Here is a 15,883-nt window from a genome sequence, read left to right as displayed (position 1 = left end):
ATAAAAGTTATCAACAAGTTTAAAAAAATGTGAATATTTTTTATAATCAGTTTAGTTATCAACAAGTTTTACACAAATACAAGAGTTGTTTTTTTAAAGTTTAAAAGAGTTTTTAACAATATTTTTTTAGAATGTTAATAACTTTTTTACAAGTTGTTATATTGTTGATAACTAGTATTAAAGTTATGGATAAAAAATGTGATGTGTCTAATTTTTAACAGGAATGTGAATAAAAAAAGACATTGTGGATAACTATATAATGAGAAAGATTTTAAATAAAGTTGACAAAATGACTATTTTATTTGTATAATGTCATAGTCTGTCTAATGTGATTATTTAGAAAGCATATTAGTTTATAGGAGGTGTATGAGAATGAAAAGAACATATCAACCAAAAAAACGTAAACGTCAAAAAGTTCATGGTTTCCGAAAACGTATGAGTACTAAAAACGGTCGCCGTGTATTAGCAAGTAGACGTCGTAAAGGAAGAAAAGTATTAGCGGCATAAATCACTGACTCTACGAATCAGTGATTTTTTTTTATAATAAATTAAAAAAAAGCGATCTTTATGCTATGATAAGAGTGATTTAATATGAAAAAAGCGTATCGAATTAAAAAAGAAAAAGAGTTTCAACAAATTATTGAGAATAAGCAATCTTTTGCAAATAGAAATTTTATAGTGTATGTCTATGAGTCACCTGAAAACGTTCATTTCCGTGTAGGGTTATCTGTTGGCAAAAAAGTAGGAAATGCTGTTATGCGTAATCGGGTGAAACGATTAATGAGAACATCCTTGTATGATATGAAGGAGATGGTTCAATCGAATTACAATATTGTATTAATTGCAAGACCTCAAGTCATTAATTTATCTTTAGATGAAGTAAAGAAAAATATTCAGCATGTGTTTAAATTAGCTAATTTAATGAAATAAGAGAGGGTTAGTCAGTGAAAAATAAGAAAAAATGGCTATTTATTCTGTCCATGTTTGTTCTTGTCTTTATTTTGACAGGATGTGGTACAGGTGAAATCAATCAAAGTAGTACTGGTTTATGGGATCGATATATTGTTTATTATTTTGGTCAAGCGATAAAAGCGTTATCTTTTGGGCATCCTGGTATTGGGATTATTCTATTTACGATTATTGTTAGGATTATTTTATTACCTTTAATGCATTACCAGACAAAAAGCATGCGTAAAACGCAAGAATTACAACCAAAATTAAAAGAATTACAAGAAAAGTATGCTTCAAAAGATTCTGAAACGGTTAGAAAATTACAAGAAGAGCAGCAACGTTTATACAGCGATGCAGGAGTTAATCCGTTATCAGGCTGTTTACCATTAGTTGTACAACTTCCAATTATGATGGCGTTGTGGCAAGCAATTTCTCGTATTCCAGCATTAACGGAGGGAACATTTTTATGGTTAGAGTTAGGTAAACCTGATCCAACATATATCTTACCGATTCTAGCTGCTATCTTTACTTTTATTAGTACAAGATTAACAACAATGAGCCAATCAAATGTTCAAGGTGCGATGAAGGCGATGAATTATGTGATGCCTTTAATGATTTTATTTATGGGTGTTAAATTAGCTAGCGGTTTATCACTTTATTGGGTAATATCAAATGCATTCCAAGTAATTCAAACATTATTGATTAATAATCCATTTAAAATTAGACGTGAACAAGAAGCAGAAGAACAACGAAAAAAAGAATTAGAAAAAGCACTGCGTAAAGCAAATGCTCCAAAAAAACGAAAAAAATAAATTGAGGGGGTTCGTATCATGCCAACATTTACGGGAGAAACTGTTGATCAAGCTATAAAAAAAGGTTTGGCTTCACTTGGTATAAATCGTGCCGATGCGGCTATCTCCATTATAGAAGAGGGTAAAAAAGGATTTCTAGGAATTGGTAAAAAAGAAGCGATTGTTTCTATTAACGCCAAAGAAAAAGAGGAAGAAATTCAAGTAACGACAGAAATTATCGAAGAACCAGAAATAGAATCTGAAGTCATGATAGAATATCAAGAGCCAGTTAAAGTAGAAATAAAAGAAACTCCAGTTGAATCACAAGACATATCACTTGATGAGGCTATTACGAAGTTATCGGTGTATTTAACAGATATAACGACGGCTTTAGGAGCACCAGCAATGACAAGAGTACAACGTAATGATAATCATGTAGTGTTACATTTAGACACAGACAAAAAAGGTTTGTTGATTGGTAAACATGGAAAAGTATTAAACGCTATTCAGTATCTATCACAGGTTTATATTCATCGTTTAGTGAAAAATCGATTAACTGTTATAGTGAATGTTGGAGATTACCGTGAAAGACGAGAAGCAATCATTAAACGATTAGCTAATCAAGCAGTTCATAAGGTAAGAGATACTACTCAACCTGTATTTTTGGAGCCAATGCCTGCGTTTGAACGAAAGCAAGTTCATTCGATTTTATCAAATGAAAAGGACATTAAAACGCATTCTGAAGGTAACGAACCTCATCGTTATTTAGTTGTTGAATTAAAAAAATAATTCTATTGAGTCATACATCCCTTGTATGACTTCTTTTTTTGTTATCATATCCATTGTCAATAGCTATAAAAGTATGCTATTATTTCTATGATTATAAATAAGATAGCAGTCAAAGTGCTTATCTACTTTTTTATTTATGCTTATGGGATAAATAAAGAGGTGGAGTGGGCACTTTTTTATATGTATTTTTTAAGAAAGGAAGGTAAAAAATGAATATTACAAAAGAGTTTGATACGATTGTAGCGATATCAACACCACCGGGTGAGGGAGCTATTAGTATTGTTCGTTTAAGTGGAGATGATGCCGTAACAATTGCGCAAAGCGTGACAAACTATAAAGAAAAGGATTTGACCAAAGTAGAGACGCATACGATTCACTATGGACATATCAAGGATCCAAAAACAAATCAAGTGATTGATGAAGTGATGTATTCTGTGATGTTAGAGCCCAAAACCTTTACACGAGAAAACATAGTGGAGATAAACTGTCATGGTGGGATGGTTGTAGCTAATCAAGTGTTACAGTTGTTGTTAAGACAGGGGGCAAGGTTAGCTGAACCAGGAGAATTTACCAAGCGAGCGTTTTTAAATGGTCGTATGGATTTATCTCAAGCAGAAGCCGTGATGGATTTAATACAAGCCAAAACAAGTGAATCAATGGACTTAGCTTTAGGTCAACTTGATGGACGATTATCACAATTAATTCATTCATTAAGACAAAAATTATTAGTAGCGTTAGCACAAGTAGAGGTAAACATAGATTACCCGGAGTATGATGATGTAGAAGAAATGACTACGAAACTTATGAAGGAAAAAGCGTTAGAGGTGAAAGAAGATATTTCGCATTTATTAGAAACAGCAACACAAGGAAAGATTTTACGCGAAGGATTAGCAACTGCTATTATTGGGCGTCCAAACGTAGGAAAATCAAGTCTATTAAATGATTTATTGCGTGAAGACAAAGCCATTGTAACAGATGTAGAAGGAACAACAAGAGACGTTATAGAGGAGTTTGTTAATGTACGTGGTGTACCGTTAAAATTAATTGATACGGCAGGTATTCGTGAAACAGAAGATATTGTTGAAAAAATAGGGGTAGAACGAAGTCGGAAAGCATTATCTGAAGCAGATTTAGTGTTACTTGTGTTAAATCAAAGCGAATCTATTACAGAGATGGATCGTGAGCTAATCTCTTTAACAAAAGATATGCAACGTATTGTATTACTGAACAAAAATGATTTACCAAATAAATTAGATAAAGATGAGTTACAAAATATATTAGGGGAAACACCATTCTTACCGATATCAGTTTTAGAGGGTAGAGGTATTGATTTATTAGAACAGTTAATAAAAGACACATTCTTTGCTTCTAATACGTCTGAAAAAGATGCAACATATATTTCTAACACAAGACATGTGTCATTGTTAGAACAAGCTGATATGGCTCTTGATGAGTTATTAAAAGGAATCGAATCAGAGATGCCTGTAGATTTATTACAAATTGATATGACAAGAGCTTGGGACTTATTAGGAGAAATTATGGGTGAAAATGTTCAAGATGAATTAATTACCCAGTTATTTAGTCAGTTCTGTTTAGGAAAATAAGGAGATTAACATTAATGGAAACTATTGAAATGAGAGATTATGATATCATTGTTGTTGGTGGTGGACATGCAGGTTCAGAAGCTTCTTTAGCTGCAGCAAGAATGGGCATGAGTACACTACTTGTGACATTAAATTTAGATATGATTGGGTTTATGCCTTGTAACCCATCAATAGGGGGACCAGCTAAAGGTGTAGTGGTTCGTGAAATTGATGCACTAGGTGGAGAAATGGGTCGTAATATTGATAAAACCTATATTCAAATGCGTATGTTGAATACTGGTAAAGGACCAGCTGTAAGAGCCCTACGAGCACAAGCAGATAAACATGCGTATCAATCAGAATTAAAGCATACATTAGAAAAAGAAGATAATTTAGTTGTTAAGCAAGGTATCGTAGAAAAATTATTAGTTAAAGATGATGTGTGTTATGGGGTTGAGCTAAGTACGGGTACACAATATACAAGTAAAGCAGTTATCATTACAGCAGGAACTGCTTTGCGTGGTGAAATTATTATTGGTGAATTGAAATATTCTTCTGGCCCAAATAACTCATTGCCCTCAATTGGATTAGCAAATAACTTAAAAGAAATTGGATTAGAGATAGAACGATTTAAAACAGGAACGCCACCACGAGTAAAATCAAGTACGATTGATTATTCAGTGACAGAAGAACAACCAGGGGACAAACAACCCAACCATTTTAGTTTTGAAAGCACAGATGATCAGTACCGTACAGATCAATTACCATGTTGGTTAACTTATACAAACTTAGATACACATACAGTTATTCGCGACAATTTACACCGTGCTCCAATGTTTACAGGAATTGTTGAAGGTGTAGGGGCAAGATATTGTCCGTCGATTGAAGATAAAATCGTTCGCTTTAGTGATAAACCTCGCCATCAAATATTTTTAGAACCAGAAGGAGAACATACTGAAGAAGTCTATGTTCAAGGTCTGTCAACTTCATTACCAGAAGATGTCCAAAAAGAGATGGTTCAAAGCATTGAAGGATTGGAAAAAGCGAAAATTATGCGTAGTGGTTATGCGATTGAGTATGATGTCGTTGTGCCTCATCAATTACGTCCAACACTTGAAACAATGAAGATTTCAGGTCTTTATACAGCAGGACAAACTAATGGAACATCAGGGTATGAAGAAGCCGCTTGTCAAGGATTAATGGCAGGAATAAATGCTGCCTTAAAAATACAAGGCAAAGAACCATTTATTTTAAAAAGAAGCGATGCGTACATCGGAGTGTTAATCGACGATTTGGTAACGAAAGGAACGAATGAACCTTATCGACTGCTAACATCTCGTGCAGAGTATCGTTTACTATTACGTCATGATAATGCAGATTTACGTCTAACAGAGATGGGACATGACATTGGGTTAGTAGATGACTCAAGATATGAACAATATCAAGAGAAAAAAATGATGGTGGAAAATGAATTAGAAAGATTAGGAAAAATTCGTTTGAAACCAACCAAAGACATTCAAGCATTCTTAGAAGAAAAAGAACTGGCTCCGCTAAAAGATGGGATTTTAGCTCGCGATTTTCTAAAACGCCCTGAAATTACTTATCATGATTTGGGTCAATTTATCCCAAAACCAGAAAAACCATTACCTCGTTATGTGATTGAACAAGTAGAAATTCAAGTGAAGTATGAAGGATATATAAAAAAAGCAAAAGATAAAGTTGAAAAATTAAAGCGTATGGAAGCAAAACGTATCCCAGAAAATATTGATTATAAGGCAATAAACAGCTTGGCAACAGAAGCAGTTCAAAAATTAGAAAAAATCCGCCCAGAAACAATTGCTCAAGCAAGTCGAATAAGTGGAGTTAATCCTTCAGATATAAGCATTTTGATGGTTTATATCGAACAAGGGAAAATAGCAAAGATAGATAGTGAAAAGGCCTAATATTAGGCCTTTTCTTTTTATATAAATACTTAAGGATTCAAGTGAAGTTTTGGTATAATTAAGAAGAGGTGACTATTATGGCATATTTGACAATAGGTATGGCTATATTAGCAATATTGATTAGTAGTGTGTCGATTTTTTGACGTATCAAATGCAGCGAACAATACAAAGCAAACAAATAAAGCAAGATAGAGAACTAGTAAAAATGTTAGCAAAACAAGATAGTTTTATTTTTATGACACAAAAACAGTACGAAAAAGAGTATCATTTGTTTTGAAATTTATTTGATTTATTGCAACAAACGATAGATAGGACAAGAAGCATTAAAGGAAGCTTACAGTTGTTGAAAGAAAATAGTGAATTAACGTTAGAAGAAACGTATGTTAAATTGATTCAAGAAGGAGTAGTCAAAAGTAGTGAATCTCTTAATGAGTTAGATAATTAGTTGAATCAATATGAACCATTTATCCAAGAAAAGCTATTTAATGAATTTCAGCAAATAATTAAAGACTTACGTGAATTTCAGCAACGACATTTTAATTATTTTAGCTACGAATCGGTAACGAATGAAACAATTGAAGACTTTTTAAATGATACATTATCTAGTATAAACGCAAGTGAAACAATTCGCGAAAATATAGTTGTTTTTTTACGTAAGTATTTTGAAAATAGTCGTGTAAATTAAAATGTTCCACGTGAAACATTTTATAAATAAAAAAAAGTAAACTTATTCGTTATTTAGGGTTGCTTTTTTATTAAAACTGACGTATTAAGCATTGAACTTTTAAGATGGATACGATAAAGTGGACATATCCGTGAAACACTGATTGTTTCACATGAAGGAGAATAAAAATGACACCAGAAGAGTTTAAAAAGAATTTGAAAAAACATGGTATCGTGTTGAGTGATAAACAAATGAATCAGTTTGAATTGTATTTTAAACGCCTTGTTGAATGGAACGAAAAAATAAACCTAACCGCAATTGTAGACAAAAAAGAAGTGTATTTAAAACACTTTTACGACTCATTAACGTTAGCGTTTGAACGAGATATGACAAAAGAGGAAGTAACTTTGTGTGATGTGGGATCGGGTGCAGGGTTTCCAAGTATTCCTTTGAAAATTGTTTTCCCTAATATCACTATTTCGATTGTTGATTCGTTGAATAAACGTATTAAATTTTTAACGGAATTAACAACAGAATTGGGATTAGATAATGTCAATTTGTATCATTCAAGAGCGGAAGATTTCGGACAAAATAAATTATATCGAGAGTCTTTTGACTTGGTGACAGCTCGAGCGGTTGCACGATTAAATGTGTTGGCAGAGTTGTGTTTACCTTTAGTTAAACAAGATGGACAATTTTTAGCAATGAAAGCAGCTAAGAGTGAAGAAGAATTATTAGAAGCTAAAAAAGCAATAGCAACACTTGGTGGTAAAGTTGTATCAGAACATGAGGTTAGTTTACCTATAACACAAGATGAACGCTTTATTATTGAAATAGATAAAAAGAAAGTTACACCAAATAAATATCCTCGTAAAGCAGGATTACCAAATAAAAAACCATTAGTATAAAAATGAAGGTGCCTGATAAATCATTAGACACAATGAGTAAGAAACGGAGGGACCTATTATGGCTAGAATTATTTCTGTAGCAAACCAAAAAGGCGGAGTTGGTAAAACGACTACTACAGTCAATCTTGGTGCGTGTTTAGCGTACGAAGGAAAAAAAGTATTATTAGTAGATATGGATGCACAAGGAAATGCGACAAGTGGTATAGGCATACGTAAAGCGGATGTATCTCAAGATATTTATGATGTCTTAGTTAATGAAGTTCCCATCATTGAAGTCATTCAAAAAACGAATAGAGAAGGAATGGATATCGCACCAGCGACGATTCAACTATCTGGAGCAGAGATTGAGTTAACATCTATGATGGCAAGAGAATCACGATTAAAACTCGCTCTAAAAGAAGTGGAAGCTAAATATGATTATATATTAATCGATTGTCCACCATCGTTAGGCCATTTAACAATCAATTCATTTACATCGAGTGATTCCATTTTAATTCCTGTTCAGTGTGAATATTATGCACTAGAAGGATTGAGTCAATTATTAAATACGATACGTTTAGTACAAAAACACTTTAATCCGGATTTACGTATAGAAGGTGTGTTGTTGACGATGTATGACGCTAGGACTAATTTAGGTTCAGAAGTAGTAGAAGAAGTTCGAACTTATTTTAGAGAGCGAGTATATGATACTATTATTCCAAGAAATGTAAGACTGTCTGAAGCACCCAGTCATGGTAAAGCGATTATTGATTATGATCCAAAATCTAGAGGTGCAGAAGTGTATCAAGCATTAGCAAAGGAAGTGATGAATCGTGAACAAGTCGAATAAAGGATTAGGGCGAGGGATTGACGCATTATTCCAAGATTTATCGACAATTGAAGAAGTAGATATTCAGTCAGAGGCTGTTCAAGATATTCCGTTAGCAGAATTAAGACCTAATCCTTATCAACCACGTAAAACATTTGATGAAAAGGCTCTAGAGGAGTTAGCTTCATCTATTAAACAATCAGGTGTGTTTCAACCAATCATTGTGAGACAATCTTCTGTAAAAGGTTATGAAATTATTGCGGGTGAACGTCGTTTTAGAGCATCTAAATTGGCAGGAAAAGAAACAATACCAGCAATTATTCGTGAGTTTGATGAAGAGCGTATGATGCAGATTGCTGTATTAGAAAACTTACAGCGAGAAGATTTAAATCCTCTTGAAGAAGCAGAAGCATATGAGATGTTGATGAAAAATTTAGATTTAACACAGGTAGAACTGTCTGAAAAATTAGGTAAGAGTCGTCCATATATCGCAAATTATCTACGTTTATTAGCATTACCAAAAGTAGTAAAAGATTTAGTACAAAAAGAGTCGCTTTCAATGGGACAAGCAAGAACATTACTTGGATTGAAGAAAAAAGAAGATATTTTAGTCGTAGCAAATCGAGCCATTAAAGAAGGACTCACCGTCCGACAATTAGAGCAGATGGTCACTCAGATGAATGATATGCCTAAAAAAGAGCTTGTTAAAAAGAAAGAGCAACAACCGAAGCCTTATTATATCATTGAAAGTGAAGAACGATTAATGGATAAATTTGGTACAAGTGTTCATATCCAAGAAAAAGAAGGCAAGGGAAAAATAGAAATCGAATATCTTTCTTCTTCGGATTTGACACGTATTTTAGATTTATTAAATATTGAATTTGATTAATTGTACTTATAAAAATAGGATAAATGAGTATGAATCTGATAAAATTATGTTAAGATATATCACGTAGAAAATGAATCAAGGAGGGACGTTTAGTATGTACGATTTAGGCGATATAGTCGAAATGAAAAAACCACATGCGTGTCAAACAAACCGTTGGGAGATTATTCGTATGGGAATGGATATCAAAATTAGATGCTTAAACTGTCAGCATATTGTGATGATGCCCCGACGTGAATTTGATAAGAAGATGAAAAAGGTATTAGTGAAAAAAGAAGATTAATTTAAAGATTAAAAAGAAAGAGTGGAAAATAACTATGTCATTAACGGCAGGAATTGTTGGATTGCCAAACGTTGGAAAATCAACTTTATTTAATGCAATAACAAAAGCAGGTGCAGAAGCTGCCAATTATCCTTTTGCAACAATCGATCCAAATGTAGGAATGGTAGAAGTGCCAGATTATCGATTAGAAGAATTAACAAAATTAGTTAAACCGAAAAAAACAGTCCCAGCGACCTTTGAATTTACAGATATTGCGGGAATTGTTCGTGGAGCTAGTAAGGGCGAGGGACTTGGAAATAAGTTTTTAAGTCATATTCGACAAGTAGATGCGATTTGTCATGTTGTTCGTTGTTTTGATGATGATAATATCACTCACGTTGAAGGGCGTGTGGATCCATTAGCAGATATTGATACCATTAATTTAGAACTTGTGTTAGCAGATTTAGAGTCAGTTGATAAACGTTTTGCACGTGTATCAAAAATTGCTAAAACAAAAGACAAGGAAGCAGTCGCAGAATTAGCAGTATTAGAAAAAATTAAGCCTGTTTTAGAAGAAGGAAAATCAGCTAGATCGATTGCATTCACTGATGAAGAATTACCTATTGTAAAAGGATTATTTTTATTAACAACAAAACCTGTATTGTATGTTGCAAACGTAGCGGAAGATGAAATAGCAGATACAGAAAACAATGATTACGTAAAAAAAGTAAAAGAATTTGCAGCAACTGAAAATGCTGAAGTCATTACTGTATGTGCTAGAGCAGAAGAAGAAATAGCAGAGCTTGATGAAGATGATAAAAAAGATTTCCTTGAAGCATTAGGTATTGAAGAATCTGGTTTAGATAAATTAATTCGTGCAGCATATCATTTACTAGGGCTAGCTACTTATTTTACGGCTGGTGAGCAAGAAGTACGTGCTTGGACATTTAAAGTGGGAATGAAAGCACCAGAATGTGCGGGTATTATTCATACTGATTTTGAACGAGGATTTATTCGCGCGGAAACAGTTTCTTACACTGATTTAAAAGAATATGGAAGCATGCATGCAGCTAAAGAAGCTGGTCGTGTGCGTTTAGAAGGAAAGGATTATGTTGTTCAAGATGGTGATGTAATGCTCTTCCGTTTTAATGTTTAATGGAAAGAATAGGTGACAACAATGACTGAGTTAACAAATGAAGAGTTACAACAAAAAGTCTCAGAAAATCGTGAATTAGAAAAACAATTAACAAAAAAAAATAATCAATTTATGTTTGATTTAAATAAATTATTAGATGATGGTGTAGTGATTGATGAACGTCAAAAAATAGAAGTCTTTAACACCATGTTAAAAGCATTAGTTGAAGGACAAAAAACAGGAGTAACCGCTAAACAATTATATGGGACACCGACGGAAGCTGTTGTGTTTGTTACCACAAAACCAGCAACGCCAACGAAAACTAATTTTGCTTCGATGTGGTTAGATAATAGTTTATTATTGTTTACATTTTTAGCTGTTATGACGGGTGTATTAACGATGATTTCTAAAACACCGCAACCGACACAAGGCATATTAAGTATCACGATTGGTGCGATGTCAGGTGGTCTATCATTTTACTTAATCTATCGTTATATTTATATATACGATATGCCAGGAGCTGATAGAAGTAAACGACCTGGTGTATGGAAGACAGGTGGGATTATGGCATTATGCTTTATCCCGTGGTTAATGATTTTTTCATTATCTGCGTTTATCCCACATGCAATCAATCCATCACTTGACCCAGTTTTAACGCTTATTTTAGGTGTGGTAGCATTTGGTATCCGTTACTTATTAAAGAAAAAATACAATATTCAAGGAAGTATGTTCTTACGTCCTTAAAAATAAGAAGACCAAACATTTTTTAAAGAAAATTTGTTTGGTTTTTCGTTTATATAAGATTGACGAATAACAGATTATTTGGTAAGTTTGTTAATAAAACAAAATTAAAGGAGTGCGAATTTCTAATGTCAAATTGGGAAACTAAATTTTCAAAAAAAGGGTATACATTTGATGATGTTCTATTAATTCCAGCAGAAAGTCATGTATTGCCAAACGATGTCGATTTAAGTGTTGAATTATCATCTAAGATTAAGTTGAATATTCCAATTATGAGTGCCAGTATGGATACTGTGACAGACAGTAAAATGGCTATTGCTATGGCTAGACAAGGTGGTCTAGGTGTTATCCATAAAAATATGAGTGTGGAACAACAAAAAGATGAAGTACGCAAAGTAAAACGTTCTGAAAGTGGTGTGATTATCGATCCATTCTTTTTAACTCCAGAACATAAAGTAAGTGATGCAGAACATTTAATGGCTAAATATCGTATTAGTGGTGTACCTATTGTTGATACATTAGAAAATAGAATATTAGTTGGTATTTTAACAAACCGTGATTTACGTTTTGTGACTGACTATAATTTAATGATTAAAGATGTTATGACAAAAGAAGGTCTCGTAACAGCTCCAGTTGGAACATCTTTAAAAGATGCAGAAAAAATCCTTCAGCAACATAAAATAGAAAAACTACCTATCGTAGATGCTAAAGGTCGATTAAGTGGTTTAATTACGATTAAAGATATTGAAAAAGTGATTGAATTTCCTAATGCCGCAAAAGACGAGCATGGACGTTTATTAGTTGCTGCGGCTGTTGGGGTAACGAGTGATACATTTGAGCGTGCGGGTGCTTTAATTGAGGCAGGCGTTGATGCGTTAGTTATTGATACCGCCCATGGACATAGTGCGGGTGTTATTCGTAAAATTAAAGAAATTCGTGATGCCTTTCCAGATGTGACATTAATTGCAGGAAACGTTGCGACTGCTGAAGCAACACGTGCATTATATGACGTTGGGGTGGATGTTGTAAAAGTCGGAATTGGCCCTGGTTCAATCTGTACAACACGTGTTGTGGCGGGTGTTGGTGTCCCACAATTAACAGCTATTTATGATGCAGCAGGTGTCGCTCGTGAATATGGTCGTACAATCATCGCTGATGGTGGTATTAAGTACTCTGGAGATATTGTTAAAGCACTAGCAGCTGGTGGGTATGTTGTTATGTTAGGCTCAATGTTAGCTGGAACAGATGAATCCCCTGGTGAATTTGAAATTTTCCAAGGTCGTCGTTTTAAAACATACCGTGGAATGGGTTCTTTAGGAGCTATGGAAAAAGGTTCAAGTGACCGTTATTTCCAAAGTTCTGTTAATGAAGCAAACAAATTAGTTCCCGAAGGTATTGAAGGTCGTGTAGCGTACAAAGGTAGTGTACAAGATATTATCTTCCAATTACTAGGAGGGTTACGTGCTGGAATGGGTTATGTTGGAGCTGGAAACTTAAAAGAGTTAAGAGACAACGCACAATTTGTTGAAATGAGTGGCGCTGGTCTAAGAGAATCTCATCCTCATGATGTTCAAATTACTAAAGAAGCACCAAACTATTCAATTTCATAAAATGGATTAAAAGAGGTCGGGATTTTCCTGCCTCTTTTTTTAGAAAGAAGGAATTATATTTAAGGAAAGTTGGAATTATTGGATTAGGGTATGTTGAATCAGATATTGCTTATACCTTATATACAAAAGGTCAAATAGATGGATTAGTGTTAATTGATAAAAACAAAGAAAAGTAATGGTAGAATATTTAAAACTCACAGATAGCTTGATGATGAACAGATGTAAAAACCACTATTTTATTATATGAGTATCGCCATTATCTCACAAGTTGTTTCTAGTGGGTTTAAAGGAATATTCTTAGTCATTACTAATCCTTGCGATGTGATTACAACCCTTGTTTACCAAGAAAGTAGTTTTCCAACATATCGAGTGATTGGGACCGGTATGAGTTTAGATACTAATCGTATGAAACGTATTGTTGGGGAAAAATTAGGTGTTTCTGGTCAATCTATCAATGGTGATGTGTTAGGTGAACATAGGGAAAGTCAGTTTGTCACATGGACTACAGTGGTGGTAGGCACACAAAAATTATTAGACATTGTGTCGTTATCAGAAGATGAATTGGAAAAAATGAAAGAAAGAGGCTAATCGTTTTGGGGGATAGGAAATCTCAACGTAAAAATTGGACAAGTTATGGAATATCTTCAACTACATCCAGGTGATTCAGTCTATTTTAAAAGATGAAAAAAAGATTTATCCTTTGTTGATTTATCAAGAAAAAGATAATATTCATATAGGTTATCCCGCAGTTTTAGGTAAAGGATGTATTGTTAAAGCACTATCTTTAGACTTAACGAAAAAAGAAGACTTATTATTTAAACAATTTGTTGAGCAAGTAACACAATATCTGGAACAATAAAAAATTCCTCCGTTGAATTCATTTAAAATGAAACTAAACGGAGGAGCTTTTTTATTATTTTGTAATTTTAGTCATTCCGCCCATGTAAGGAACAAGAGCTTCAGGTATTGTTACACTGCCATCTTCATTTTGATAATTTTCTAAAATAGCTGCAACGGTACGACCAACAGCCAAACCAGAACCGTTTAAAGTATGAACATATTGTACTTTTTCTTCTTCATCTCTGTAACGAATTTTTGCACGTCTAGCTTGGAAGTCTTCACAATTAGAACAAGAGCTGATTTCACGATAGGTTTCTTGAGCTGGAATCCAAACTTCGATATCATATGTTTTCGCAGCTGAGAATCCCATGTCACCAGTACATAATACAATGACACGATATGGTAAGTTTAATTTTTGTAGAATGGCTTCAGCATTATTGGTCATTTTTTCTAATTCTTCATAAGATGTTTCGGGTTTACTAAATTTAACCATCTCTACTTTATTAAATTGATGTAATCGAATTAATCCACGTGTATCTCTCCCGGCACTTCCAGCTTCAGAACGAAAGGCTGGACTTAAAGCAGTAAAGTAAACAGGTAGGGCATCATTATCTAAAATCTCGTCACGATAATAGTTTGTTAATGGAACTTCTGCTGTCGGGATTAATGTATAGTTTGAATTTTCTAGTTGGAAAACATCTTCTTTAAATTTAGGAAATTGTCCTGTACCAAACATAGATTTGTCATTCACGATATATGGTGGCATCATTTCTGTATAACCATGTTCATAGATATGAGTATCTAGCATTAAGTTATATACCGCGCGTTCTAATCTAGCCCCAGCACCTTTATAGAAAAGGAAACGGCTACCAGATACTTTAGCACCACGTTCAAAATCAAGAATATCTAATTCTTCCGCTACTTCCCAATGAGGTTTTGGCTCAAAATCAAATTGTCTAGGAGTACCCCATTTTCTTAATTCAATATTTTCTTCTTCATCTTCCCCAACAGGAATACCTTCAGCAGGAAGGTTAGGAAGTGTATGAGCAATATATTCTAACTTTTCATCAATTGCATTGATGTTTTCATCTAAAACTTTGATATCCTCTCCGACTTGTTTCATTTCTTGAATTTTATCATCAGCATTTTGTTTTTCTCTTTTTAATTTTGCAATGTCTTGAGACACATCGTTACGATGTTTTTTAAGTGTTTCAACTTTTACTAAATTGTCACGACGCTCTTGATCTAAACGGATAAATTCATCAATTTTTTCTCCATCTACTCCACGAGTCATGAGTTTTTCCTTAACTAATTCAGTATTCTGACGTATAAATTTTAAATCTAACATGATATTTCCTCCTTAAATTTTTAAAATAAAAAAATCTCTCACTCCAGAAAATCAATTGATTTTCTGGGGCGAGAGATTGAATTCGCGGTACCACCCAAATTTTAGACAATAGATATTGTCTCTAAGTAAGTATGTTAACGGATTGCTTTTCCCGTTCTAGCTTAGTGCATAGAGTTCGCTAGAAATGCTTTGAAAGTGGATTCTTTATCTGTTGTTATTAGCTCACACCAACCGCTAACTCTCTTAAAACAAGCAATATAAATACTAGTCTTTCACAATTTGTTTATTTAGCAAAATTATAGCTAGTTTTGGTATCTATGTCAACTAATCTTTGATTTTCATATTCTTTTCCCATTTGTCAGCTTTTATATTAATGATATTGTTTAGCTCACCTATAGAACTATCTTCTAATTGAAAATATAGGGAAAGAGCCACAAGTAAAGTATCCGCACACTCTTCCTTCAAATCATCTAACGTACCACATTTGTATTGACTTCCACTGGATTTTTTATATTTTAAAATGGCTTCAGCTACTTCTCCAGTTTCTTCTGATAATTTTAAACCCATTTCTTCAAGAGATTTTGGTTCTTTTTTTGCTAAATTAATTAAACGTATTAAATCCAT

Annotated in this window: 19 protein-coding genes and 1 other annotated feature; of the genes, 17 read left to right on the top strand and 2 right to left on the bottom strand. The window is 33.6% G+C overall.

Translation table 11 applies throughout. The annotated features are described in order from the left end of the window. Nucleotides 1-372: 372 nt before the first annotated feature. From rpmH to MN187_RS09840, 17 genes are all read left to right on the top strand, one after another. The gene (gene rpmH / locus MN187_RS09915; protein ID WP_071457793.1) at nt 373-507 is read left to right on the top strand and encodes a 50S ribosomal protein L34; all 135 of its coding nucleotides are present in this window, start codon (nt 373-375) and stop codon (nt 505-507) included. Between the two features lie 84 nt (nt 508-591). Next, nucleotides 592-930: a ribonuclease P protein component gene (rnpA, locus tag MN187_RS09910; protein ID WP_117973743.1), complete on the top strand. Its 339-nt coding sequence runs from the start codon at nt 592-594 to the stop codon at nt 928-930. A gap of 50 nt (nt 931-980) precedes the next feature. Continuing rightward, nucleotides 981-1,763, top strand: coding sequence for a YidC/Oxa1 family membrane protein insertase (locus tag MN187_RS09905; RefSeq protein ID WP_117973856.1), 783 nt, complete (start codon nt 981-983; stop codon nt 1,761-1,763). A gap of 18 nt (nt 1,764-1,781) precedes the next feature. Next, nucleotides 1,782-2,531: an RNA-binding cell elongation regulator Jag/EloR gene (jag, locus tag MN187_RS09900; protein WP_117973741.1), complete on the top strand. Its 750-nt coding sequence runs from the start codon at nt 1,782-1,784 to the stop codon at nt 2,529-2,531. 209 nt (nt 2,532-2,740) lie between these two features. Beyond that, a complete protein-coding gene (mnmE, locus tag MN187_RS09895) occupies nt 2,741-4,135 on the top strand; it encodes a tRNA uridine-5-carboxymethylaminomethyl(34) synthesis GTPase MnmE (protein WP_241699646.1) in 1,395 nt (464 codons plus the stop codon). 14 nt (nt 4,136-4,149) lie between these two features. After that, nucleotides 4,150-6,057, top strand: a complete 1,908-nt coding sequence (mnmG, locus tag MN187_RS09890; RefSeq protein ID WP_117973737.1) for a tRNA uridine-5-carboxymethylaminomethyl(34) synthesis enzyme MnmG — start codon at nt 4,150-4,152, stop codon at nt 6,055-6,057. Between the two features lie 151 nt (nt 6,058-6,208). Continuing rightward, the gene (locus MN187_RS10550) at nt 6,209-6,334 is read left to right on the top strand and encodes a hypothetical protein (protein WP_256463833.1); all 126 of its coding nucleotides are present in this window, start codon (nt 6,209-6,211) and stop codon (nt 6,332-6,334) included. A 168-nt stretch (nt 6,335-6,502) separates the two neighbouring features. Beyond that, the gene (locus MN187_RS09885) at nt 6,503-6,742 is read left to right on the top strand and encodes a hypothetical protein (protein WP_241699647.1); all 240 of its coding nucleotides are present in this window, start codon (nt 6,503-6,505) and stop codon (nt 6,740-6,742) included. A gap of 167 nt (nt 6,743-6,909) precedes the next feature. Further along, a complete protein-coding gene (gene rsmG, locus MN187_RS09880) occupies nt 6,910-7,629 on the top strand; it encodes a 16S rRNA (guanine(527)-N(7))-methyltransferase RsmG (RefSeq protein WP_117973732.1) in 720 nt (239 codons plus the stop codon). 58 nt (nt 7,630-7,687) lie between these two features. After that, nucleotides 7,688-8,458 carry a ParA family protein gene (locus tag MN187_RS09875; protein ID WP_117973731.1) on the top strand — a complete coding sequence of 257 codons (771 nt, stop codon included), beginning with the start codon at nt 7,688-7,690 and terminating at the stop codon, nt 8,456-8,458. Further along, on the top strand, nt 8,442-9,326 hold the full coding sequence (locus MN187_RS09870; RefSeq protein WP_241699648.1) for a ParB/RepB/Spo0J family partition protein: 885 nt from the start codon (nt 8,442-8,444) through the stop codon (nt 9,324-9,326). Before MN187_RS09875 ends, MN187_RS09870 begins: the two co-directional genes overlap by 17 nt. A gap of 94 nt (nt 9,327-9,420) precedes the next feature. Next, nucleotides 9,421-9,606 carry a DUF951 domain-containing protein gene (locus tag MN187_RS09865; RefSeq protein WP_241699649.1) on the top strand — a complete coding sequence of 62 codons (186 nt, stop codon included), beginning with the start codon at nt 9,421-9,423 and terminating at the stop codon, nt 9,604-9,606. Nucleotides 9,607-9,640: 34 nt separating this feature from the next. Then, on the top strand, nt 9,641-10,741 hold the full coding sequence (gene ychF / locus MN187_RS09860) for a redox-regulated ATPase YchF (RefSeq protein ID WP_117973725.1): 1,101 nt from the start codon (nt 9,641-9,643) through the stop codon (nt 10,739-10,741). A 21-nt stretch (nt 10,742-10,762) separates the two neighbouring features. Next, nucleotides 10,763-11,464, top strand: coding sequence for a DUF1129 domain-containing protein (locus tag MN187_RS09855; protein WP_241699650.1), 702 nt, complete (start codon nt 10,763-10,765; stop codon nt 11,462-11,464). 125 nt (nt 11,465-11,589) lie between these two features. Further along, entirely contained in the window at nt 11,590-13,071 is a 1,482-nt protein-coding gene (gene guaB / locus MN187_RS09850; protein ID WP_241699651.1) for an IMP dehydrogenase, read from the top strand. A gap of 243 nt (nt 13,072-13,314) precedes the next feature. Beyond that, the gene (locus MN187_RS09845) at nt 13,315-13,659 is read left to right on the top strand and encodes a lactate/malate family dehydrogenase (protein WP_117973719.1); all 345 of its coding nucleotides are present in this window, start codon (nt 13,315-13,317) and stop codon (nt 13,657-13,659) included. Between the two features lie 34 nt (nt 13,660-13,693). Then, nucleotides 13,694-13,930, top strand: coding sequence for a Rossmann-fold NAD(P)-binding domain-containing protein (locus tag MN187_RS09840; RefSeq protein ID WP_241699652.1), 237 nt, complete (start codon nt 13,694-13,696; stop codon nt 13,928-13,930). Between the two features lie 54 nt (nt 13,931-13,984). Here the strand turns inward: MN187_RS09840 and serS are convergent, their stop codons facing one another. Beyond that, the gene (gene serS, locus MN187_RS09835) at nt 13,985-15,259 is read right to left on the bottom strand and encodes a serine--tRNA ligase (RefSeq protein WP_241699653.1); all 1,275 of its coding nucleotides are present in this window, start codon (nt 15,257-15,259) and stop codon (nt 13,985-13,987) included. Between the two features lie 61 nt (nt 15,260-15,320). Continuing rightward, nucleotides 15,321-15,546 (bottom strand) — a binding site (T-box leader). 37 nt (nt 15,547-15,583) lie between these two features. Further along, nucleotides 15,584-15,883 (bottom strand): MazG-like family protein, encoded by a 300-nt coding sequence (locus MN187_RS09830; RefSeq protein ID WP_117973714.1) that lies wholly within the window; start codon nt 15,881-15,883, stop codon nt 15,584-15,586.

It is taken from the genome of Vagococcus sp. CY52-2, from assembly GCF_022655055.1.
Classification (GTDB): domain Bacteria; phylum Bacillota; class Bacilli; order Lactobacillales; family Vagococcaceae; genus Vagococcus.
This window is presented reverse-complemented; position numbering and strand designations above follow the sequence as displayed.

Bases quoted from the DNA above. Each gene is read 5' to 3' on its own strand.
- rpmH (WP_071457793.1), top strand. From the start codon at position 373: ATGAAAAGAACATATCAACCAAAAAAACGTAAACGTCAAAAAGTTCAT.
- rnpA (WP_117973743.1), top strand. From the start codon at position 592: ATGAAAAAAGCGTATCGAATTAAAAAAGAAAAAGAGTTTCAACAAATT.
- MN187_RS09905 (WP_117973856.1), top strand. From the start codon at position 981: ATGTTTGTTCTTGTCTTTATTTTGACAGGATGTGGTACAGGTGAAATC.
- jag (WP_117973741.1), top strand. From the start codon at position 1,782: ATGCCAACATTTACGGGAGAAACTGTTGATCAAGCTATAAAAAAAGGT.
- mnmE (WP_241699646.1), top strand. From the start codon at position 2,741: ATGAATATTACAAAAGAGTTTGATACGATTGTAGCGATATCAACACCA.
- mnmG (WP_117973737.1), top strand. From the start codon at position 4,150: ATGGAAACTATTGAAATGAGAGATTATGATATCATTGTTGTTGGTGGT.
- MN187_RS10550 (WP_256463833.1), top strand. From the start codon at position 6,209: ATGCAGCGAACAATACAAAGCAAACAAATAAAGCAAGATAGAGAACTA.
- rsmG (WP_117973732.1), top strand. From the start codon at position 6,910: ATGACACCAGAAGAGTTTAAAAAGAATTTGAAAAAACATGGTATCGTG.
- MN187_RS09875 (WP_117973731.1), top strand. From the start codon at position 7,688: ATGGCTAGAATTATTTCTGTAGCAAACCAAAAAGGCGGAGTTGGTAAA.
- MN187_RS09865 (WP_241699649.1), top strand. From the start codon at position 9,421: ATGTACGATTTAGGCGATATAGTCGAAATGAAAAAACCACATGCGTGT.
- ychF (WP_117973725.1), top strand. From the start codon at position 9,641: ATGTCATTAACGGCAGGAATTGTTGGATTGCCAAACGTTGGAAAATCA.
- MN187_RS09855 (WP_241699650.1), top strand. From the start codon at position 10,763: ATGACTGAGTTAACAAATGAAGAGTTACAACAAAAAGTCTCAGAAAAT.
- guaB (WP_241699651.1), top strand. From the start codon at position 11,590: ATGTCAAATTGGGAAACTAAATTTTCAAAAAAAGGGTATACATTTGAT.
- MN187_RS09845 (WP_117973719.1), top strand. From the start codon at position 13,315: ATGAGTATCGCCATTATCTCACAAGTTGTTTCTAGTGGGTTTAAAGGA.
- serS (WP_241699653.1), bottom strand. From the start codon at position 15,259: ATGTTAGATTTAAAATTTATACGTCAGAATACTGAATTAGTTAAGGAA.
- MN187_RS09830 (WP_117973714.1), bottom strand. From the start codon at position 15,883: ATGGATTTAATACGTTTAATTAATTTAGCAAAAAAAGAACCAAAATCT.